Below are 20,093 nucleotides of genomic sequence, written 5' to 3'. Positions count from 1 at the left end.
TCCATATTATTCAAGCATTTATCTGGGGCAGGGCAAATGAAGGACAAGCGCATTCTCATCACTGGCGGTGCGGGGCTGATCGGCTCGCACATCGCCGATCTTGTCGCGCTGGAACAGCCGCGCGAAATCATCGTCGTCGACAATTTCACGCGCGGCAACCGCAACAATCTTCGGCAGGCGCTTGAAATCGCGCCGGTAACCATCGTCGAAGGCGACATCCGCGATCGCGAGCTTCTGGACAAGCTGTTCAAGCGTGCGGACATCGTGTTCCATCAGGCCGCAATCCGCATCACGCAATGTGCGGAAGATCCGCGCCTGGCGTTCGAGGTGCTTGCCGGCGGAACGTTCGACGTGCTGGAAGCAGCCGTCAACAATGGTGTCGAGAAGGTGGTGGCCGCGTCGTCGGCTTCCGTCCTGGGCCTTGCCGAGTCGTTCCCGACCACGGAAAAGCATCATCCCTACAACAACCGCACGATCTACGGCGCGGCGAAAGCCTTCAATGAAGGACTGCTCCGTTCCTTTGCCGAGATGTACGGCCTCAAATATGTGGCGCTGCGCTATTTCAACGTATACGGCCCGCGAATGGACGTGCATGGCGTCTATACCGAAGTCCTCATTCGCTGGATGGAGCGCATTGCAAACGGCCAGCCGCCGCTGATCTTCGGTGACGGCAAGCAGACGATGGATTTCGTTGATGCGCGCGATATCGCCCGCGCCAATATTCTTGCAGCCAAGGCCGATGTGACCGATGAGGTTTTCAACGTCGCAAGTGGTACCGAAACCAGCCTGCTGGAACTGGCGCAGATGCTCTCAAAGGTCATGGGTTCCGATATTCCACCGGAGCATGGGCCGGAGCGCAAGGTGAATGGTGTGACACGCAGGTTGGCCGATATTTCCCGGGCGCGCGACATGATCGGCTTCGAGGCGAAGATCAGCCTTGAAGAAGGCCTGCGCGATCTGGTCGAGTGGTGGCGTCGTGAGCGCACGGCAAGCATGGTGGCCGCCGAATGAGCCAGGAACGCAAGATGATCCCGATTGCCAGGCCGACGCTTGACGAACGCGAAACTGAAGCGGCCAGCAAGGTCATCCTCTCCGGCTGGCTGACACAGGGACCGCAGGTCGCCGCCTTCGAGAAGGAATTTGCCGAACTTGTCGGCGCGCCGCATGCGTGCGCCGTCTCCAATTGCACGACTGCGCTTCATCTCGCGCTCCTCGCCGTCGGCGTGGGGCAGGGCGACGAAGTTATCACCGTCAGCCATTCCTTCATCGCAACTGCCAGCGTCATCCGCTATTGCGGCGCGACGCCGGTGTTCGTGGACATCGAGCAGGCCGGGTTCAACATCGACGCGACGCAGGTCGAACAGGCGATCACGCCGAAAACCAAGGCGATCCTGTGCGTGCATCAGCTCGGCATGCCGTGTGACCTTCGCCGCATCGTCGATATCGGCAAGAAGCACAATATTCCGGTGGTCGAAGACGCCGCCTGCGCCATCGGTTCCGAAATCCAGTGGGGCGTCGAGTGGCACAAGATTGGCCGGCCGCATGGCGATATCGCCTGTTTCTCGTTCCATCCGCGTAAAATCCTGACGACCGGCGACGGCGGCATGATCACGACGGGCAGCAAGGAACTGGACGCGAAGGTTCGCCTTTGGCGGCAGCATTCGATGAACGTACCGGACACGGTGCGCCACGGATCCGCGCAAGTCATATTCGAGAACTATCCGGAAGTCGGCTTCAACTACCGCATGACCGATGTTCAGGCCGCAATCGGCCGTGAACAGCTCAAGCGGCTGCCTGAAATCGTTGAACACCGCCGGCGCATCGCGCGCTTGTACGCGCAGCGCCTGCGCGACATTCCCGGCCTTGGCATCCCAACCGAACCGGCTTGGGCACGCACAAACTGGCAAAGCTATTGCGTGCGCCTTCCTGCAGGCGCCGACCAGCGCGCCGTGATGCAGTCCATGCTCGACAATGGCGTTTCGACCCGTCGGGGCGTTATGTGTGCGCATCGTGAGGCGGCCTACCCGACCGGCACCTACCGCGCGGCGTCACAGCTGTCGCGCAGCGAAGCCGCACAGGACAACTGCATCATCCTCCCGCTCTATGGGCAGATGACGGAAGCCGACGTCAACACGGTCGCCGAGGCGCTTGAATACGCCCTGGCAAATGCGCGTCCGGCAGCACTCTCTGCCTGACGCGGAGTCTCCAATTGCATAGCCTCCGCGGGCATTCCCTGCGGAGGCTATTTCTTGTGCACCTGGGAGAATTGCCGGTTGAATTCGCATCCAGCGGTCCAAACGTTGTTAGTACCGCCCATACCTCCAAAGGAGACGGAAAAATACCATAGGATAACTAGTACTTAGGACCTATTTCTGTGACTATCTCCTCAACGAATTCAGCTCATTGGAAGCGAGGATAAGAATGCGCAAGATCGTCGCCGGCAAGCTACACGGCATCCACGTAACGTCTGCCAATATAGACTATCATGGTTCCATTACACTCGATCCAGATCATTGCGAAGAAGCTGGAATCGTCCCGATGGAATTCGTGGAGATTTGGAACAAGAATTCGGGCGCAAGAATTTCGACTTATGTCATTCTTGGCGAACGGGGTTCGCGCTGCTGCATTCTTAACGGCGCGGCTGCCCGCACCTGCCAGACCGGCGACCAGGTCATCATCTGCAATTCGGTCTACGTGAACGACAACGAGCTTACTGAAATCAAGCCGCGTGTGCTTACGTTCGACAAGGCCAACCGCATCCGTGACCGCCTGACATACTCGGTTGCCCGCGATGGAGCCGGAAACTTCACCTTCGCGATCCTCGACGAAGCAAACACCCGGTTGCCTATTCCTGCGCTGGTCGGTTGCGATTGACAGCAGCCTTTGGCGTCCAGTCAAAGCCGGTGGCGCAGTCACCGGCTTTTTTTATATCCTGCGATGGTTCGGACCAAAGGCTTGTCGATGCGCGCCGCAGGGACGGCCCGCATCGCCCGGCGGATCGTTGCCGGTTCAAGGTGCCATGATGTCGACGCGGTCAAATCAGACCGCTGTCAACTCTGGCTTCTCTATTGTGAAGGTTTGTGAGCGCCGGGCCGCGTACGGCAAGGCGCGCGGGCCTATTGGCTGACGTTGCCCTGGGCCTTGGCCTGCTTCTTTGGCGCAGGCGTTCCCTTGTCGGTCGCTGGGGTGGCGCTTGCCTGCTGGCCCGCTTTGATCACCTGCGTGACATTCAACACATCCCCGGGGCGAAGCATGGTAGAGCCGGTCGCGTCGACGCTCGACTGCTTCCCGTCGACCTCACGAGTGATGAGATAGGCGACAGTCTCGTCAAGCGACTGGCCGGGAACCGGCGCGTTGCCGAGCATCTGGAAGAGCAGGCGCTGCGCCACGTCGCGCTCGGTCTGCGCGCGCTCGAGGTTCGCCTTCCAATCCTGCAATTCGGCGGCTGCATCCGAGCGACGCCGGTCCTGCATGCTGTCGATGTTGCGGGTTGCTTCTGCAATGCCCTGGCGGGCGCGCATGATCGCCGTTGTCTGATCGAGCGTATCGCTCCGCATTCCAGCAACCACGCGCTCCATCTCCGATTTCCGACCCGCAACTGCGAAGCCCTTGTCGACCAGCGTTGCTACACCGGCCAATTCCTTCTCGGCATTCTTGACGGCCTGCTCATTCGCGGAACGCTTTTGTTCCAGCACCCCGATCTCTGCCGTAAACAGGTCGCGCAGCTCTTTCAGCGACTTGGTCTGACGGTCCAACTCCTCCATGCGCACCTCGAACAGGATGCGCTCGCGTTCGAACACGCCCGCTGCAGCCTCCGACATGCCGGCCTTTCCGGCATCGGGGAATTCGATATGGTCTGCCCCGTTCAACTCTGCGTCGAGGCGAGCGATGCGCGCAGTCGCGAGGAGAATCTCGTCGTTCTTCGACTTGATCTCGCTCAGCAGCTTGATGCTGTCGGCATCCTCAAGTTGATGCCTCGGGCCGCCGCTCAATGCCACTGCCTGCGTTACCGTGATGCCTTCCCGATATGGGAATTCGCCAGGTTTTGCGATGTTGCCCGTCACATAGATCGGAGGATACGAAATGATCTCGATGGTCACTTCCGGCTTGCTGACGAGTCCCGTCTTCTTCTGGAGACGGTCGGCGATTTCGGTCGCCAGCGCCTCGCTGTCGATGCCTGAAACCGTAATCGGCCCGACGACCGGCAGGGAAACCGATCCGCCGCTTGAAACGACGAACTCGCCGCCCAGCGCGTCCCATTGCTCATAGGCGCTCTTGACGGGCATCCACTGCACGATCTTCAGCCTGAACCGGGTTTGCGGCACCAGCTCGGCGGCATCCGCGAAAACTGTCCCGAATGAGCATGCGAGGCCGACCGCAAGCGCGGTTGCCGCCATCTTTCCGGTGCGGAATGATTTGAATATGCTGCCTTTGATAGCCATCTCGGTTACCTGTCCTGAAATGCGCAGGGGCGGCCTGTCGCCGCTTTCACACTGCAATTTGCGGGATCGGCCCGCTTTTTGTTAGTTGGCGCCTGGGTGGTCAGGCTAATCCTTTGTGCTAGTCTGAACGGATTAGCCTACTCCCGGAGCACGTTACGCGGCGCGCGTGCCTCCCTTTGCCGGGGAGGGCAAGCGGCCCAACTCATCGAGAACCTTTCGCAGGCTGACGCGCCAGTCGGGCCGGTCGATGCCGAATACCTTCGCCAGCGACGTACAATCAAGGCGCGAATTTTGCGGGCGCTTCGCAGGCGTTGGATAGTCTTCTGTTGCAATGTCCTCGACGTGGGTCGGCAAGCCCGCCTGCATGAAAATCTCGCGCGCGAACTGTGCCCAGTTCACATCTGGCGCGCCCGAAAAGTGAAAGATACCTCCGACCTTGGGGCCGGTGGTCATGCGCATCGCCATGCGATAGATCGCATCCGCGATGTCCGCGGCGGCAGTCGGGCCTCCAAACTGGTCGGCGACGACGCGAAGCCGGTCGCGCTCGCCGCCGAGCCGCAACATAGTCTTCACGAAATTCCCGCCATGCGCCGAAAAAACCCAGGACGTGCGCAGGATTGCCCATTGGCCGCCTGCGGCCAGAATGCCTTCTTCGCCGCGCCGCTTGGTGCGGCCATACGCGTTCAGGGGCGCCGTGCGATCGTCCGGCTTCCAGGGCGTGGAGCCGCTGCCGTCGAACACATAGTCGGTGGAAATATGGATCAGGGGGATACCGCGAAGCGCTGCCGCGTTTGCGATTGCGGCGGGCGCCTGTCCATTGATGATGTTCGACAGGACCTTGTCTTTTTCCGCCTGATCGACGGCGGTATAGGCGGCGGCGTTGACGATAATGTCGGCCTCCGCCTCCTGCACGATCCGTGCGCATCCGCGCGGGTCGACCAGATCTGCTCCCGGCCTTCCGAGCGCCGAAATCGTCACACCCTCCGGCGCGCGCCGGACCATCTCGGTCGCCACCTGACCGGAGCAACCGAACATGAGGACATTCATGCGACTCTACCCAAACGTTGGTTGACACCCGGGCGATTCTGCAAAGCCCGCAGCCACAGCTCGTTGCTCAAATACCAGTCGACGGTCTGCTCCAGTCCTTCGGCAAGTGTGAAAGATGGTCGCCAGCCAAGCTCGTCGCGCACGCGCGTCGGATCGATCGCGTAGCGGTGGTCGTGGCCGGGGCGGTCGGTAACGTAGGTGATGAGGCTTGAATGAGCATGCGCAGCCGGGCGCTGTCGGTCAAGGATCTCACACAGCATCCGCACGAGGTCGATGTTGCGCGCTTCACTGTCGCCGCCGATATTGTAGCTGCGGCCCGTTTCGCCCTTGGTCAGCACCGTGAGTAGCGCCTCCGCATGGTCTTCCACATGCAGCCAGTCGCGCACATTCTCGCCTTTGCCGTAAACAGGAATCGGCTGCCCCGCGAGCGCCTTCAGGATGACGACGGGGATCAGCTTTTCCGGGAACTGGTACGGCCCATAATTGTTCGAGCAATTGGTCAGGACCACAGGCAGGCCGTAGGTTTCATGCCACGCCCGCACGAGGTGGTCGGACGATGCCTTCGATGAGGAGTAGGGGCTACGCGGCGAATAGGGTGTTTCCTCGGTGAACGCGCCGGTTTCGCCAAGCGAGCCGAAAACTTCATCCGTCGAAACGTGGTGGAAGCGAAAGCCTGCCGGGCGACCGTTGGCTTCCCAGTATGAGCGGGCGGCTTCGAGCAGCGTGCCGGTGCCGATGACATTGGTCATCAGAAAGGCAAGTGGGCCGTCGATGGACCTGTCGACATGGCTTTCGGCGGCAAGGTGCAGCACGGCGTCAGGCTGATGCGTCTTGAAGATGCGGTCGAGCGCCGGGCGATCGCATATATCCGCGTGCTCGAAAGAGTAGCGCGGGGAGTTTGCGACCGAGGCGACATTGTCGAGACAGCCGGCATAGGTGAGCGCGTCGAGGTTCACGATGTCGAACCCGCGCGCAATTGCCCTACGGATGACCGCCGAGCCGATGAAACCGCAGCCGCCCGTGACAAGAATCTTCATTTGGAAACCTCGCGGGTTGAAAGGTTGCGCAACAGCGGTGCGTTCGCGTCCTTGTCGGAGAGGATTGCGTCCTTAGGGTCGATGCCCCAGTCGATGCCGATTTCGGGGTCGTCGAAGCGCACCGAGCGTTCATGCGTCGGGGCGTAGAAATCGCTGCACTTGTAAAAGACTTCCGTGTCGGGTTCCCGCGTCACGAAGCCGTGCAGGAAGCCCTCCGGAATGAACAACTGGTGCATGTTTTCCGCGCTCAGCAGCGCCCCGGTCCACTTTCCATAGGTGGGCGAGCCGGGCCTGATGTCGACGGCGACGTCGAACACCGCGCCGCGAACAACACGCACGAGCTTGGCCTGCGCATGCGGATCAAGCTGGCAATGCAGGCCGCGCACCGTTCCGACCTGGCGCGACAGCGATTGGTTCTCCTGAACGAAGTCCACGTCGATGCCGCCTTCGGCGAGCTTCTGGCGGTGCCATGTCTCGGCAAAGAAGCCACGCGCGTCCTCGAACTTTCTGGGTTCGAGGAGCGTCACCCCCGGCAGGTCGGTTGGGATGATCTTCACGTCCGTTCACCCGCGCGCCTGGTTCTGCCTGTCGTCTTCCGAACTGTTGGCAGGGGCCCGGTATTGCGCGAAATGGCTGCGGAAGCGCGCCGCGGCTTCCGTGCGATTGTGCGAACCGAGCTTGCTGATGATGTTGTGCAGGTGGATTTTGACCGTGTGCTCTGAAATCTGGCACTCGGCTGCAATCGCCTTGTTCTGCAAGCCCTGCGAGACAAGTGCGAGTATCTGGGTTTCGCGGTTCGTCAGGTTCGCGAGCTCTCCCGGCCTGTTGGCCGGTGATGCGAACGGGTCCGGTCCCGGAAAAGGTTCCGGCTTGCGCGCCTGCGATACATAAGACTGCATCAGCGCGGGCGGCAGATACTCGCCACCGCTCAGCAGCAAGCGCACCACTGACAGCCACACATCGAGGTGAAGGTTCATCGGTAGGATGGACTTCACCGCCCTGTGGCCGACCATCTCGCGGAGCGTAACGTTGGAATTGACCGGATCCGCCTGCATCAGCGCCATGATCGCATATGGATGGCGTCGCGCAATTGTTGGCGCGTTCGCTTCGGCTTCCGAAAGGAAAACCGGATCGACCAATATCAGTGAGACGGGATGCTGCGTAGCGCCCATCGCCTCCTGCAAGGTTGACGCCTTTTCAACCGTCACCCAGGAGAACTCGCGCTCCAGCGCTCCGACAATGCTGTCCGAGACATTCAGTGAGATGAACAACAAGGTTCGGCGTGACTCGGCACGTTCCGCGTTGTTCGATAGTATTCCTTCCATTCGATCACTCGTATCTGACGCTTCATGGTAACCGAGGCTCATTGCTTTCGGTCCCTCCCTACAATCTGGGGTCGAATAATAGAGAGAACGGCCCGCAAGTTCGACGGAGCCATTGGGATGAAAACCGCGCTTTTGGCCTAGGTCGTGGGGAGGTGTAGGGGGCCATACAGCTTAGTCCAAAGGGACTAGGTCATGGACTCATAAATGCGTTTGAAATGGCGCCTGAAACGGCAAGAAGCTGCGAGGAGAAGCGCGAAGGGCGATGGGGTTCCATCGTCCGAGCGGTTCGACGCGGCGGCTTGCAGCCGTTTCGGCGTCCTTCGGATGTGGTCCATCGGTCCGGCTGCTTTGTCGGAAAGACTTGAAAATGAACCACATTTCCTGCGTCTATCCTCCGCGCATCCGAACCGATGGCCTCACACCATTTCAATCGGATTTATGAGTTCATGACCTAGGATGGGCACATGATGCGACGTGCAGGATGGAGTCTGGAGACGGCGGGTTCGGTGCCGTTCGCTTCGGCACGGCCTACCTGTCCAATAGGCGCGCGCACGATACTACATCCTTCAATGTGTGTAGGAAGAGACGAGGATTTTCGCCTATTGGCAGCCTACTTTGAGGGAACGCCCGCAGCTATGTTGCAGGCGACCAAAATGGCTCGAAAAATGACCGCGTGCTTGCTGGTCGCATCGATTGTGGTTGAAGGAATCCTAGATGGCGACGGTCAATGTCCTTATACCTTGCTATAATTACGGACGTTATCTTGTCGATTGCGTGCAAAGCGTCCTTTCACAAGAAGGCGTCGAGGTAAGTGTGCTTATCATCGACGACTGTTCGAGCGACAACACGCCAGACGTGTGCATGGACCTTTCACGAAAGGACAGCCGCGTGAAATTCATTCGCCATGAGGTCAACAAAGGCCATATCGCGACTTACAATGAGGGCATAGCCCTCGCGCGTTCCAAATATTTCACCCTCCTGTCCGCCGATGATCTGCTGACGCCGGGCGCACTCGGCCGTGCGACGCGAATCATGGAAGAAAACCCTTCGGTCGGGCTGGTTTACGGTCACCCCATTCCGTTCAGCGACGATGTGCTTCCGCCCGCGCGAACCTCCAGCTCAAAGTCCACAATCTGGAGTGGGCGCGAGTGGGTGAGGATGGTCTGCAAATCGGGCAAGAATTTCATAACGTCGCCGGAGGCGGTCGTCCGCACCAGCGTCCAGCAGGCGGTCGGGGGCTATACGCCGGAACTTCCCCACTCCGGGGATATGGAGATGTGGCTGCGCATCGCGGCGATTTCCGATGTGGGCCATGTCAATGATGCCGATCAGGCCTACTACCGCAGGCACCCCAAGAGCATGCAGCGCACAATCCATGCTGGCTTCCTGTTCGATCTGGAGCATCGGTGGAAAGCCATCGACTCCGCGTTCCGCAAGGAAGCCGGCGGGCTGCCAGATGCTGACGAGCTCTTGTCCATTGCAAAACGGACGCTCGGATTGACCGCAATCAGAAATGCCTATCACATCCGCCAATGCTGGCGTGACAGGAAGCAGCCCATCGAGAAGTACCGGAGCCTTGCCTTGTCGCTGGACCCGACGCTCGCCGGGACGAGAGAACATCGGTGGCTGCTCAAGACCGACTCGAAGACCAAGAAGACGCTTTCCCGCTGGATCGGGCGGGGTCAGGCGTTGGTGCGCGAAGCGTTCATACGGGAAGTGCTTGATCGGATTGAGCGCTATCGCGCGCGCCAGACGGGCATCTTCTTTCCTCGCAGGGTCGAATAACAATCTTGTAGAGAGTTGGCGGCGGGGCGAAACTTTTGCCCTGCCTGCCCCGCGTTCAGCCGTGCGCCAGAACGCTCGCCGCACGCCCCAGCCTGCGGCCGATGCGTACGATTGCCGATGGCTGCTCGACTTCCCAGCCCGCCCAACGGGTTCTCGCAAGCGTCTGGAACCAACGGTCGGCATAGGGATGGCCCTGCTTGCCGTTCCATGGCTTGCGATAGCCGGTGTAATGAATGATCGCGGGCGCTTCTATCGCCGTCTCGACATCAGCACGCCACAGCGCCCATGACAGGCTCTTGCCTTCCGCGTCAGCGGTTTGAAGATTCCACTTTCTCGGAAGCTCGCTCCATTTTCCTCTCGCGGCTATGTTGAGCGCGTCCTGATCGCCCCACGGCATTTTTCGCGCGCGAAGAAGGTCGAGGGTCTTGTTCCCGAATCCCTGTTCGCGCCACTTGTCCAGCGCAAGCAGCATGACGCCCGAGTTGAAATAGGGCATGTCCGGTTCCAGCCCCAGCTCTTTCCAGTCAGTGCCCGCCGGTCCCGCGGGAAAAGGCGCGCCGGCGTCTCGCACGGCAGCCAGAAAATTGTCGCCCAGCCTTGTGTTCCACAGATCGCTCAAAGACCCGCAAACGACCGTATCCGCATCGATGTAGAGCGTTTTCGAAAGGCCGGGCAGGATCTCTGGAAGCAGGATGCGAAACAGGGCAGCGGAGGAAAGACCAAGCGTAAAATTCGCGCCTGTCAAGCGTGCAGGGTCCACTTCGATCCAGTCGATGGTTAACTTGCCTTCGGCGTCGCTTTCGATCTTGCGGCGGGTTTCCAGGTCCAGGCCGCTGCAAAGCACGGCAACACGGCAGTCGAGTCCAGCCTGTGTTTCCGCGATGCTTCTGATGCAGACGCCAAGCGGCACTTCGAAGCCATGATCGACTGCCAGGGAAATGTGAAGACTGTCACTCAAGCCAATCGCTCCTGACCCTATGCGCCCACGCGTCTCAATCGTTCCGCGAGAGGGATCAGGCGCCGAAGCGGCTTTGGCCAGTCCTCTGTCGGGACCCTTTGAATGATGGCGATCAGACTGACCACCGAGATCACACAGGTGAAGGCTACTCCAAACAATGTCGCGTACCAGAAGTCCATCAGATAAAAGCTGCCGAGCACCAATACGACCGACACTGACAGCGCTGATATCAAGCCCAGATTGACGGCCGTGTATCTGAAACCGCTCATGCGTCGCGCGACGATGTAGACGATGGCCGTATGCCAGATATACATGCCGAAAAAGGCACTGGCGGCGCCATCGACCCCGAAGCGCGGCACCAGAAAATAGGTCAGTCCAAGCTGAGCGACGGTTGCCGCAATCTCCAGCGAAACAAAAATGCGGCGAGCGCCGCGCGCAATAGGCAGGAAGCCCAATGGCCAAGACATGATACGCAGCGCCATCCCGAGGCATATCCACCGCAAGGCCGAGGCGGCGGGGCTGAATTCCGAGGAATAGAGCAGCGTCAAAATCGTCGGCGCGAGAACAAGTGTCGCGATCAATCCCGGGCCCCCGATCAGAAGGCCGATTTCGGTCTGTTCATTGATGAGCTGGTTGCTCCGCTCGTCGTCGCGGGCTTCGGTCAATCGCGGATAGAAATCCGCGCCCATAGCTTGCAGGATGAAGCCGATATAAATCCCTCCGAGCGTCCACGCAGCCTGATAGAGGCCTGCTCCCACAATTCCCTCATGCTGGATCAGCAACAGGCGAACCACGAAAGCCGTGGCCATGGTCAGCAACTCGCCAACCATGAACGCCACACCAAGCGCGAGCAGTGGCCGCGCCTCGGCCACCAGTTCGCCGCGGCCGAAAGGAACGTTCTGGATCTTCACCTTGCGCACATACCACCAGGACATGAGCAACATGGACGCGGTGCCCACGACAATGGACGCAACTATTCCGTCCTCGCGCCAGAAATAGATGATGGCGATGGTCAAAGGCGTTCCGATCGCCGTTCCGAGAATGCCCAGCATGGCGACATCCGAAATGCGCCGCAGACCAAGAATGAGCGCGGTTTGGCCCGCTGCCGTGAGGCGGAAAAAGACCGCCAGGCCGAGGCATGCGATGCCGAGTGCAAAAGCGCCATCCGAAAAAGTCAGGTGAGACAGCGGCAGTGCAAGGAGCGCCAGGGCTAGGCCGCCCAGGCAGCCAAGCGCAAACGTGGTCCATTTCAGTGCAATGGCCGTGCGCGCGACCTGCGTTTCGTCGTGCGTCGAATTGGCCTCCGCGATCTGGCGCACGCCACTGTTGTTCACACCAAGGCCCGCAAGGCACACGCTGAGGTCGACGATGAGCGTATAGACGCCCAGATACCCGATGCCCGCCGGCCCGATCAGCAGCGCCATGGCCTTGCTGCGAATGATGCCGAAGGCAATATTGATCAGCGACGACCCGCCGATGAGTATGCTCGAGCGCAGAACCTGTCCGTAGCTTGTATCCTTCGCACTCATATTCAGTCTTGCTCGGTTTTCCTGTGTGCAACGCAGGCGCGCTCGTTCACATCCCGTGCCGGAATGTCATCGCCGCCCGGTCAAACATACCTTGTAAATGCCGTTCTTCCGCAACCCGGCCTATCGAAGGCTGCTTTCATCTGTTGTGGGAGCAGATACCAAAAAAGTCGAATTTGCGCGGACCGGAGGCAAATCGAAACGGTGTGCAAGCACAGCTTCGTTGCAAACAGCTCCGAGCCCGTTCCCGTATTGGCCAATATGGGTAAGGTGTGCTTACGAGAATATCCTATTGGCAAACTGTGTATCGGCGCGGTCTTCGAATATGCTGGCGTCTGAACAAACCGCAGTGGAAACAATAGGCAGTGATCGGCGTGAGCGAAACCTTGGACCTTGGGACAGGATTTGCGAGGGAGCTTTTTTCGGCCGATCCGCAATCGGCCAGAACGCGCAGAAAAGTCCGCGTGACCCCGATCGGGGGAACGACCGCTGCGACCGTGACGGTCGTCATTCCCTGCTACAACTACGCGCGGTACCTGCCTGATGCGGTGGATAGCGCGCTTTCGCAGGAAGGCGCACTCGTCAACGTCATTGTGGTGGACGACAAATCCACCGACAACAGCCTTGAGGTTGCCGAACAGCTCGCCGCCTCCGACGAGCGCGTAACGGTTATCGCGCATCGCACCAACAAGGGGCCTGTCGAGACCTTCAACGACGGTCTTTCCGTTGCCGATGGCGAATATGTCGTTCGGCTGGACGCCGATGACCTGTTGACGCCCGGTTCGCTGAAACGCGCGATCGCCGTGATGCAGCGCTTTCCGAGTGTCGGCCTCGTATATGGCCATCCGGTTCATTTCAGTGGCGACCGGCTGCCGGGACATCGCGGCAGGGCGACCGCATGGACCATCTGGAGCGGCCGAAGCTGGCTGGCCGCAAGATGCCGCCATGGCTACAACGTCATAACCTCGCCTGAGGTGCTGATGCGGCGAACCGTGGTGGATCATGTCGGCGGACAAAAGCCTCTGGCGCACACGCACGACATGGAAATGTGGCTGCGAATGGCTGCCTTTTGCGATGTTGCCTACATCCACGGAGCGGACCAGGCCTGGCATAGGGACCATGCGCATAGCCTGTCCGCGCGGGAAATGAACGCGATGCGCGACCTTTCCGAACGCAGGGAGGCCTTTGAAACGCTCTTTTCGGGCGTGGCGGGAAATATACCCGAGGCGCAGGCGTTTCAGGATCTCGCTAAAACGGCGGTAGCCGAACAGGCAATCATACTCGCCATGGAAAAGTTCGACCGAGGCTCGCCGGAAAAGGCGGAAATCGATGCGCTGTGCGAATTTGTACGCTCGACGGTCGCAGACGCGGAGTCGGTTCGCGGCTGGTCGGGTCTCCAGCGTCGCATTGAGATCGGACCCGAGCGCACCCGGAGACATCCGCTGTTCATGGTCGAACGATTTCTGCGTGGGCTGGAAACGCGCTACGCCTTCTGGAAGTGGCATCGGACGGGCGAATTCTGACGCCGCTCAGCTATATCGGTCTATACGATTGGCTGCCGGATAGCGAATAGGGGTAGCACATCCCGGCATCGCTAAATCCAATGGATTAGTCCCCCTCGCCAAAGCTCCGGCTTACGCCTCGCGCCAAAGTGCAGCAAATTCGGGCTCGGGCGAAGGGAGCTAAGGTGGCAATGAAGGGTATAATACTGGCCGGCGGTAGCGGCACGCGCCTCTACCCGCTGACGATAGCGGTGTCGAAGCAGATCCTGCCGATCTATGACAAGCCGATGATCTATTATCCCCTCAGCGTGCTGATGCTGGCGGGCATCCGTGAAATCCTCATCATCTCGACCAGCCGCGACCTGCCGAGCTTCCAGGCGTTGCTCGGTGACGGCTCGGAGTTCGGCATCAAGTTGGAATATGCGGTGCAGGAACACCCGAACGGTCTGGCCGAGGCGTTCATCATCGGCAGGGATTTTATCGGCGACGGTTCGGTCGCCATGGTGCTCGGCGACAATCTGTTCTTCGGCCACGCGCTTCCGGACGCCTGCCGCGAAGCGGCGCAGCGCACGAGCGGCGCGACCGTCTTTGCCTATCAGGTCGACGAACCGGAGCGCTACGGCATCGTCACGTTCGACCCGAAAACCGGCGTGGCCCTCGACATCGAGGAGAAGCCGGAAAAGCCGAAATCCAACTGGGCGGTCACGGGCCTCTATTTCTACGACAACGACATCGTCGACATTGCTGCGACGATCAAGCCGTCGGCGCGCGGCGAACTTGAGATAACGTCGGTCAATAACATCTATCTCGAACGGGGCGACCTGAACGTGGCCCGGCTTGGTCGCGGCTATGCGTGGCTCGACACCGGCACCTGCGAGAGCCTGTTCGACGCGGCGTCCTTCGTGCGCTCCATCGAACGCCGGCAGGGCTTCCAGATTGCCTGTCCCGAAGAGATTGCGCTTGGCCAGAACTGGCTTGAACCGCAGCAGGTGCTGCGCCGCGCAGACCAGTTGGGCAAGACCGCCTACGCGACCTATCTGCGCAACATCGCCACGGCGACGCAGGCGTAGTCCGTTCCTAGCTCTTGACCTTGGCCCACTGCACGCCTTCCAGCCATTTGCGAAGCGCGGCGGCCAGTTCATCGACTGAAAACGGCTTGTGGATGATCGGGTAGTCCGCCCATTCAGGGTCGAGATGCACCTGGTCGTATCCCGTGCAGAAGATGAAGGGCAGGGCGCGTTCCCTGAGTATTTCGGCTGCGGGGTAGACTTTCTCGCCCTTCACATTGACGTCGACCACAGCGAAATCGGCATCGACCTTGCCGGCCCATTCGACGGCTTCGGCGAGCGATCCGGCGGCGTGGCAAACTTCATGACCGAGTCGTGCCAACGCATCCCGGATGTCGAGAAGGACGAAATACTCGTCCTCGACCACAAAGGCCTTGCGGTGCTGCGCCTGCATGATGCGGCCCTCAAATCCGCGAGGGCCGAGATGTATCACTTTCGCGTGCTAAGCGCCATCGGTGACAACGGCGCGGATCGCTTTTCCGGCGTATTCTGGGGCCGTGAATGCCTTGTGATGCGCCCAGATGCGGGCAAGCGCCGGCTTCAATTCGGCGCCGATCTCGGAGGTGGTCGATTTCCTTGTATCGACGTGCAGCAGCATATGCTCGGCTGTGGCCAGTAGCTCATCCTGAGGGCCGCCGTACATCTCATGCACGATGCGGATTCGCTTGGCATCGTATCCGAGCAGCCGAGTTTCAACGCGCAGCGGCTCCCCCATCCTCACCTCGCGAAGGTGCCGGATGTGGGTTTCCACCGTGTAGATGGAGCGGCCGCTGTCGAGATAGGCCTGATCCATTCCGATGTGCTGGAAGAATGCATCCGTGGCATCGCCGAACACCTGCAGATAGCGGCTTTCGGTCATGTGGCCGTTGTAGTCGACAAAATCCTCCCTCACACGGTCCGTGTGGAGCGAAAGCGGGCGGGAAGGATCGGCGGTACCGGACGCCGCCCCTGCATGGGCCTTGGCGTAAAGGCTGTCCTCATAGGATTTCAGCGTCTGGCCCGCACCCCAAGGCTTTGCCTTGAGCGCCTGCATGATGGCGACGAGGTTGTCGTCGCGGATTTGCTCAAGCTCGCGGATGGAATACATGCCCGACTGCGCGTCGGACTGGCTCGCAATCGTCGCGATCAGTTCATCCGTCATTTCGGGAACGTCCATCAGCTTCGTCCACGGCCACTTCAGCGCCGGTCCAAACTGGGCGATGAAATGCGCCATCCCCGCCTCGCCGCCTGCGATGCGATAGGTCTCGAACAGGCCCATCTGCGCCCAGCGCAGGCCGAAACCGAAACGGATCACGTCATCGATTTCCTGTGTGGTGGCAATGCCGTCATTGACGAGCCACAGGCCCTCGCGCCAGAGCGCCTCCAGCAGGCGATCTGCGATGTGCGCATCGATCTCCTTGCGCACCACCAGCGGCTTCATGCCGAGCGTGGTCAGGAATACGCTTGCGCGTTCCACCACGGCGGGCGAAGTCTTGCCGCTCGGAACCAGTTCCACGACCGGCAGGAGGTAGACCGGATTGAACGGGTGCGCGACGAACAGCCGTTCGGGCGTTCTCAATCCTTCCGCGAGTTGGGAAGGGCGAAAGCCGGAGGTCGATGACCCGATCATCGCATCCGGCCTGGCATATTTTTCGACCTCTCCAAGAATCTTGAGCTTCAGGTCCAGCCGTTCGGGTACGCTTTCCTGAATGTAGTCGGCGTCCCTCACTGCGTCCTCGATGGTGGAGACGAAGGTCAATCTGCCCTTTGCTGGAAGCGGCGCCAGCGTCAGTCGGCGCAACGCGCGTTCGGCATTGGCGAGAACTACGCCAACGAGGCGCTGCGCATCGGGATGCGGGTCGTAGACATTCACGTCATGCCCGTTCAGCAGGAAACGGGCGATCCAGCCGCCGCCGATGACACCACCACCGAGGGCGGCGGTAACCGCAACTTTTTCAGTCATTTATGGCCGCTTCTTCAGTTTGAGTTTCTTGCGGACGTCCTCCGGGCCGAGGATATTGACGTTCATCGCCGACAAGATCGTCGCGGCGCGCTCGACCAGCTGGCCGTTGGTCGCCAGCTTGCCGCGCGACAGCATCAGATTGTCCTCCAGCCCAACCCGCACATTGCCGCCGGCCAGCGCCGCCATCGCGACATAAGGCAATTGTATGCGCCCGATCGAGAAAGCGGAAAATGTCCACCCATCCGGTATGGATTTCGCAAGCGCCATCAGCGTCAGCGGGTCATCCGGCGCGCCATAGGGAATACCCATGCAGAGCTGGACCATCACCGGATCCTCGATCAGCCCCTCCTTCACCAATTGCTTCGCAAGCACGAGATGGCCCGTGTCGAAAACCTCGATTTCCGGCTTCACGCCGCATTCCTGAATGCGCCGGGCCATTGCCCGCAGCATTCCGGGCGTGTTGGTCATCACGTAGTCCGCTTCGGCAAAGTTCATTGTGCCGCAATCGAGCGTGCAGATTTCGGGTAGCAGTTCCTCAACATGCACGAGGCGCTCCGTCGCGCCGACCATGTCCGTCTGGGCTGGATTGAGGGGCAGGGGCTTTTCAGGGGGACCAAGCACCAGGTCTCCGCCCATTCCGGCGGTGAGGTTGAGCACGACATCGACGCCGCTGTCGCGGACACGCGCAACGACTTCGCGATAAAGCGCAGGATCCCGCGAAGGCCCGCCATTCTCGGGGTTGCGCACATGAACATGGGCGATTGCGGCGCCTTCCTTCGCAGCCTCCACGCAAGCCTCTGCGATCTGCTTAGGTGTGACAGGCACCTTGTCGCTCTTGTCGGCGGTCCCGCCGGACCCGGTCACCGCGCAGGTGATGAAAACATCAAAGTTCAAGGCATTGCTCCTCGCTTGTCCGGAGCTGACTATCGCGCTGGCATATTCGCGTAATATTGCGTAATCTGCCAATAAGTTTGCATCTTTGGCCAATCGACGGATGGATCACACCACTTCCTTGCGCTGCGGTTTCCTTGCGCTGGACGGCTTTTCCAACATGGTGCTGGCAAGCGCCATCGAGCCGCTGCGCGCCGCGCGCGATTATGGCGGCGAGGACCGTTTTGCGTGGCAATTGCTGTCGGCCACCGGACAGGACGTGACAAGTTCGAGCGGCATCGTCATGCGCTGCGATGCGAGCCTGTCACAGGCGCGACATCTGGACATTCTATTCGTTGTCGCCGGTTATGGGGCCCGCGCGCACGCCAACCCGGCGCTGGTCAAGGCACTGCAACTGGCGGAACGGCGCATCGCGATCATGGGCGCACTGGATTCTGGTTCCTGGCTACTGGCCGCGGCGGGATTGCTGGACGGCTACAGGGCGACCATACATTGGCAGGACCTCGGACAATTCGCCGAAACGCATCTCGCCACCGAGGTCGTGACCGACCGCTACGCAATCGACCGTGACCGCGTGACGGCGGGCGGTGCGGGCACGGTAACCGACCTCATGCTCAAATTGATCAGCGACAGGGGCGGCGGCGCGCTGGCCTTCGATGTTTCGAACATGTTCGTCTATGACAGCCGGCAACGCCCGACGGAGCAGGGGGTCGGCGTGGACACATCTTCCCCGCGCGCACCGCAGATCGCCCGCGCGGTCGCGGCCATGCGCACCAATGTCGAGCGACCTGTCGGCCTCGCCGCGATTGCAGCGCAGGCAGCCGTCTCCGAGCGCACGCTTGCGCGGCTTTTCGCGCGCGAGTTCGGAATGGGGCCGGGGCGCTACTATCAGAGCATCAGGCTTGATGCCGCCCGCTCCCTCGTGCAGGAGACGTCATTGAGCGCAAGCGAGATTGCGGCGCGCACCGGCTTTGCCTCCAGTTCGTGCCTGTCACGAGCCTACAAGGCACAGTTCCGGCACAGTCTGCGGGATGCTCGCCGTAGCCGTAGGGTGATGAGCCGGGCATAATTGGGTAGTGTTCACTCAAAAGTGGACATTGCAAACATATATGAGTTTGTGATGATAAGATTGGTGACCATTGGCGGATCAGGGATGCAGCTGTGCAACTGACGATTTTCGGAACCGGATATGTCGGGCTGGTAACCGCGGCCTGCCTCGCGGACGTCGGACACAACGTCGCGTGCATCGACATCGATGCAAAGCGCATCGCCGCGCTGAATGACGGCTATATCCCGATTTATGAACCGGGCCTCAAGGAGCTGGTCATTCGCAATGCCGAGGCCGGACGCCTGAGCTTCTCGACAGATTCAGCCCGTGGCGTGCGTCACGGCGAGATCATTTTCGTGGCCGTCGGGACGCCAGCCATGGAAGACGGTTCGGCGGATGTCCGGGCTGTCCAGGCCGTGGCCGATACGATCGGCAAGCATATCGAGAGCTACAAGGTCGTCGTGAACAAATCGACCGTGCCGGTCGGTTCCGCCGAAATGGTCGAGGCACGCATTCGCGACGCCCAGCGCGCGCGCGGCGCAAATGTCGAGTTCGACGTTTGCTCCAACCCGGAATTCCTGAAGGAAGGCAGCGCGGTCGAGGATTTCATGCGGCCTGCCCGCATCATTGTCGGCACGTCGTCGCAGCGGGTCCGCGATGCGATGCAGGAGTGCTATGCGCCCTATAACCGCAATCACGACAAGCTGATGACCATGGATGTGCGCGCCGCGGAGCTGACGAAATATGCAGCTAATGCGATGCTTGCGACCAAGATCAGCTTCATGAACGAAATCGCCAACATTGCCGAACGCCTCGGCGCCGACATCGAGCAGGTGCGGCGCGGCATTGGCTCCGATCCTCGCATCGGCTACCAGTTCATCTATCCCGGCTGCGGCTATGGCGGATCGTGCTTCCCGAAAGACGTGCGCGCTTTGGCAAAGGTGGCTCACGACAACGGCCATCGCCCCGAACTGCTGGATGCGGTGGAATCCGTCAACGAACGGCAGAAGAGCCAATTGTTTGACAAGCTTTCGCTCGCGTTGGATGGCGAGATCAAGGGTCGCCGGATCGCGGTGTGGGGGCTGGCGTTCAAGCCCAATACGGACGATATGCGCGAGGCGCCGAGCAGGGCGCTGATCGAATCGATCTTTGCGGCGGGCGGCTCCGTGAGCGCCTTCGATCCTGAATCGATGGACGAAACCCGGAAGATCTACGGCGAGCGCCCCGACCTGCAACTGGCAAAGAATGCCGAGGACGCAGCGAAGGGCGCGGACGCGCTGGTCATCTGCACCGAGTGGAAGCAGTTCCGCATCGCCGATTTCGAATGGCTCAAGAAGAACCTTCGCAATCCTGTCATCATCGACGGACGCAACCTGTACGACCCCGAACGGGTACGCCAGCATGGCCTGCTCTATCTCGCGGTCGGTCGCGGCGATTCCCTGCGTCTGGGGGAAGTCAAATCATTGCAGGACCAGCGCAAGCGCAATGTCGCCTGACTCGATCTGATTTTAACCCCTCATCCG

General features: G+C 60.5%; 18 protein-coding genes. 8 read left to right on the top strand and 10 right to left on the bottom strand.

The features are described from left to right. The first annotated feature begins 36 nt into the window (after nucleotides 1-36). The 3 genes from M9924_00550 (at nucleotide 37) to M9924_00540 (ending at nucleotide 2,874) form a co-directional block, all read left to right on the top strand. Complete coding sequence (locus M9924_00550) at nucleotides 37-1,011, top strand: NAD-dependent epimerase/dehydratase family protein (protein ID MCO5062883.1); 975 nt, start codon at nucleotides 37-39, stop codon at nucleotides 1,009-1,011. After that, entirely contained in the window at nucleotides 1,008-2,195 is a 1,188-nt protein-coding gene (locus M9924_00545; GenBank protein ID MCO5062882.1) for a DegT/DnrJ/EryC1/StrS family aminotransferase, read from the top strand. Before M9924_00550 ends, M9924_00545 begins: the two co-directional genes overlap by 4 nt. A gap of 226 nt (nucleotides 2,196-2,421) precedes the next feature. Further along, nucleotides 2,422-2,874: an aspartate 1-decarboxylase gene (locus M9924_00540; GenBank protein ID MCO5062881.1), complete on the top strand. Its 453-nt coding sequence runs from the start codon at nucleotides 2,422-2,424 to the stop codon at nucleotides 2,872-2,874. Nucleotides 2,875-3,116: 242 nt separating this feature from the next. Here M9924_00540 and M9924_00535 read toward each other — a convergent pair whose 3' ends face one another. From M9924_00535 to M9924_00515, 5 genes are all read right to left on the bottom strand, one after another. After that, on the bottom strand, nucleotides 3,117-4,442 hold the full coding sequence (locus tag M9924_00535; GenBank protein ID MCO5062880.1) for a polysaccharide biosynthesis/export family protein: 1,326 nt from the start codon (nucleotides 4,440-4,442) through the stop codon (nucleotides 3,117-3,119). A 153-nt stretch (nucleotides 4,443-4,595) separates the two neighbouring features. Further along, on the bottom strand, nucleotides 4,596-5,489 hold the full coding sequence (gene rfbD, locus M9924_00530; GenBank protein ID MCO5062879.1) for a dTDP-4-dehydrorhamnose reductase: 894 nt from the start codon (nucleotides 5,487-5,489) through the stop codon (nucleotides 4,596-4,598). Further along, nucleotides 5,486-6,526, bottom strand: coding sequence for a dTDP-glucose 4,6-dehydratase (gene rfbB, locus M9924_00525; GenBank protein MCO5062878.1), 1,041 nt, complete (start codon nucleotides 6,524-6,526; stop codon nucleotides 5,486-5,488). Before rfbB ends, rfbD begins: the two co-directional genes overlap by 4 nt. Continuing rightward, nucleotides 6,523-7,083 carry a dTDP-4-dehydrorhamnose 3,5-epimerase gene (gene rfbC, locus M9924_00520; GenBank protein MCO5062877.1) on the bottom strand — a complete coding sequence of 187 codons (561 nt, stop codon included), beginning with the start codon at nucleotides 7,081-7,083 and terminating at the stop codon, nucleotides 6,523-6,525. Before rfbC ends, rfbB begins: the two co-directional genes overlap by 4 nt. A gap of 6 nt (nucleotides 7,084-7,089) precedes the next feature. Continuing rightward, nucleotides 7,090-7,851: a response regulator transcription factor gene (locus M9924_00515; protein ID MCO5062876.1), complete on the bottom strand. Its 762-nt coding sequence runs from the start codon at nucleotides 7,849-7,851 to the stop codon at nucleotides 7,090-7,092. Between the two features lie 714 nt (nucleotides 7,852-8,565). On the opposite strand from M9924_00515, the gene M9924_00510 reads away from it, so the two are divergent. Continuing rightward, on the top strand, nucleotides 8,566-9,636 hold the full coding sequence (locus M9924_00510) for a glycosyltransferase (protein ID MCO5062875.1): 1,071 nt from the start codon (nucleotides 8,566-8,568) through the stop codon (nucleotides 9,634-9,636). A 55-nt stretch (nucleotides 9,637-9,691) separates the two neighbouring features. Here the strand turns inward: M9924_00510 and M9924_00505 are convergent, their stop codons facing one another. Together M9924_00505 and M9924_00500 are read right to left on the bottom strand one after the other, a co-directional pair. Further along, nucleotides 9,692-10,594 carry a glycosyltransferase family 8 protein gene (locus M9924_00505; GenBank protein MCO5062874.1) on the bottom strand — a complete coding sequence of 301 codons (903 nt, stop codon included), beginning with the start codon at nucleotides 10,592-10,594 and terminating at the stop codon, nucleotides 9,692-9,694. A 17-nt stretch (nucleotides 10,595-10,611) separates the two neighbouring features. Then, a complete protein-coding gene (locus tag M9924_00500; GenBank protein MCO5062873.1) occupies nucleotides 10,612-12,123 on the bottom strand; it encodes an O-antigen translocase in 1,512 nt (503 codons plus the stop codon). A gap of 461 nt (nucleotides 12,124-12,584) precedes the next feature. Between M9924_00500 and M9924_00495 the strand changes: the two genes are divergently transcribed. Together M9924_00495 and rfbA are read left to right on the top strand one after the other, a co-directional pair. Next, nucleotides 12,585-13,643 (top strand): glycosyltransferase, encoded by a 1,059-nt coding sequence (locus tag M9924_00495; GenBank protein MCO5062872.1) that lies wholly within the window; start codon nucleotides 12,585-12,587, stop codon nucleotides 13,641-13,643. 170 nt (nucleotides 13,644-13,813) lie between these two features. Then, nucleotides 13,814-14,692, top strand: a complete 879-nt coding sequence (gene rfbA, locus M9924_00490; GenBank protein MCO5062871.1) for a glucose-1-phosphate thymidylyltransferase RfbA — start codon at nucleotides 13,814-13,816, stop codon at nucleotides 14,690-14,692. A 7-nt stretch (nucleotides 14,693-14,699) separates the two neighbouring features. On the opposite strand, the gene M9924_00485 is transcribed toward rfbA, so the two are convergent. Genes M9924_00485 through M9924_00475 form a run of 3 tightly spaced genes read right to left on the bottom strand, consistent with a single transcriptional unit; the run spans nucleotide 14,700 to nucleotide 17,525 of the window. After that, on the bottom strand, nucleotides 14,700-15,122 hold the full coding sequence (locus M9924_00485; GenBank protein MCO5062870.1) for a response regulator: 423 nt from the start codon (nucleotides 15,120-15,122) through the stop codon (nucleotides 14,700-14,702). A gap of 9 nt (nucleotides 15,123-15,131) precedes the next feature. Next, complete coding sequence (locus tag M9924_00480) at nucleotides 15,132-16,631, bottom strand: carnitine 3-dehydrogenase (protein MCO5062869.1); 1,500 nt, start codon at nucleotides 16,629-16,631, stop codon at nucleotides 15,132-15,134. Then, nucleotides 16,632-17,525 carry a 3-keto-5-aminohexanoate cleavage protein gene (locus tag M9924_00475; GenBank protein MCO5062868.1) on the bottom strand — a complete coding sequence of 298 codons (894 nt, stop codon included), beginning with the start codon at nucleotides 17,523-17,525 and terminating at the stop codon, nucleotides 16,632-16,634. Between the two features lie 100 nt (nucleotides 17,526-17,625). Here M9924_00475 and M9924_00470 point away from each other — a divergent pair, with 100 nt between their 5' ends. Together M9924_00470 and M9924_00465 are read left to right on the top strand one after the other, a co-directional pair. Then, entirely contained in the window at nucleotides 17,626-18,591 is a 966-nt protein-coding gene (locus M9924_00470; protein ID MCO5062867.1) for a GlxA family transcriptional regulator, read from the top strand. Nucleotides 18,592-18,683: 92 nt separating this feature from the next. Beyond that, on the top strand, nucleotides 18,684-20,066 hold the full coding sequence (locus M9924_00465; GenBank protein ID MCO5062866.1) for a UDP-glucose/GDP-mannose dehydrogenase family protein: 1,383 nt from the start codon (nucleotides 18,684-18,686) through the stop codon (nucleotides 20,064-20,066). Nucleotides 20,067-20,093 lie beyond the last annotated feature (27 nt).

Source organism: Rhizobiaceae bacterium (assembly GCA_023953835.1).
Taxonomy (GTDB): Bacteria; Pseudomonadota; Alphaproteobacteria; order Rhizobiales; family Rhizobiaceae; genus Mesorhizobium_G.
The sequence above is the reverse complement of the archived record's forward strand: the minus strand, read 5'-3'. Positions and strand labels throughout refer to the sequence as shown.

Bases quoted from the DNA above. Each gene is read 5' to 3' on its own strand.
- M9924_00550 (MCO5062883.1), top strand. From the start codon at position 37: ATGAAGGACAAGCGCATTCTCATCACTGGCGGTGCGGGGCTGATCGGC.
- M9924_00545 (MCO5062882.1), top strand. From the start codon at position 1,008: ATGAGCCAGGAACGCAAGATGATCCCGATTGCCAGGCCGACGCTTGAC.
- M9924_00540 (MCO5062881.1), top strand. From the start codon at position 2,422: ATGCGCAAGATCGTCGCCGGCAAGCTACACGGCATCCACGTAACGTCT.
- M9924_00535 (MCO5062880.1), bottom strand. From the start codon at position 4,442: ATGGCTATCAAAGGCAGCATATTCAAATCATTCCGCACCGGAAAGATG.
- rfbD (MCO5062879.1), bottom strand. From the start codon at position 5,489: ATGAATGTCCTCATGTTCGGTTGCTCCGGTCAGGTGGCGACCGAGATG.
- rfbB (MCO5062878.1), bottom strand. From the start codon at position 6,526: ATGAAGATTCTTGTCACGGGCGGCTGCGGTTTCATCGGCTCGGCGGTC.
- M9924_00515 (MCO5062876.1), bottom strand. From the start codon at position 7,851: ATGGAAGGAATACTATCGAACAACGCGGAACGTGCCGAGTCACGCCGA.
- M9924_00510 (MCO5062875.1), top strand. From the start codon at position 8,566: ATGGCGACGGTCAATGTCCTTATACCTTGCTATAATTACGGACGTTAT.
- M9924_00500 (MCO5062873.1), bottom strand. From the start codon at position 12,123: ATGAGTGCGAAGGATACAAGCTACGGACAGGTTCTGCGCTCGAGCATA.
- rfbA (MCO5062871.1), top strand. From the start codon at position 13,814: ATGAAGGGTATAATACTGGCCGGCGGTAGCGGCACGCGCCTCTACCCG.
- M9924_00480 (MCO5062869.1), bottom strand. From the start codon at position 16,631: ATGACTGAAAAAGTTGCGGTTACCGCCGCCCTCGGTGGTGGTGTCATC.
- M9924_00470 (MCO5062867.1), top strand. From the start codon at position 17,626: ATGGATCACACCACTTCCTTGCGCTGCGGTTTCCTTGCGCTGGACGGC.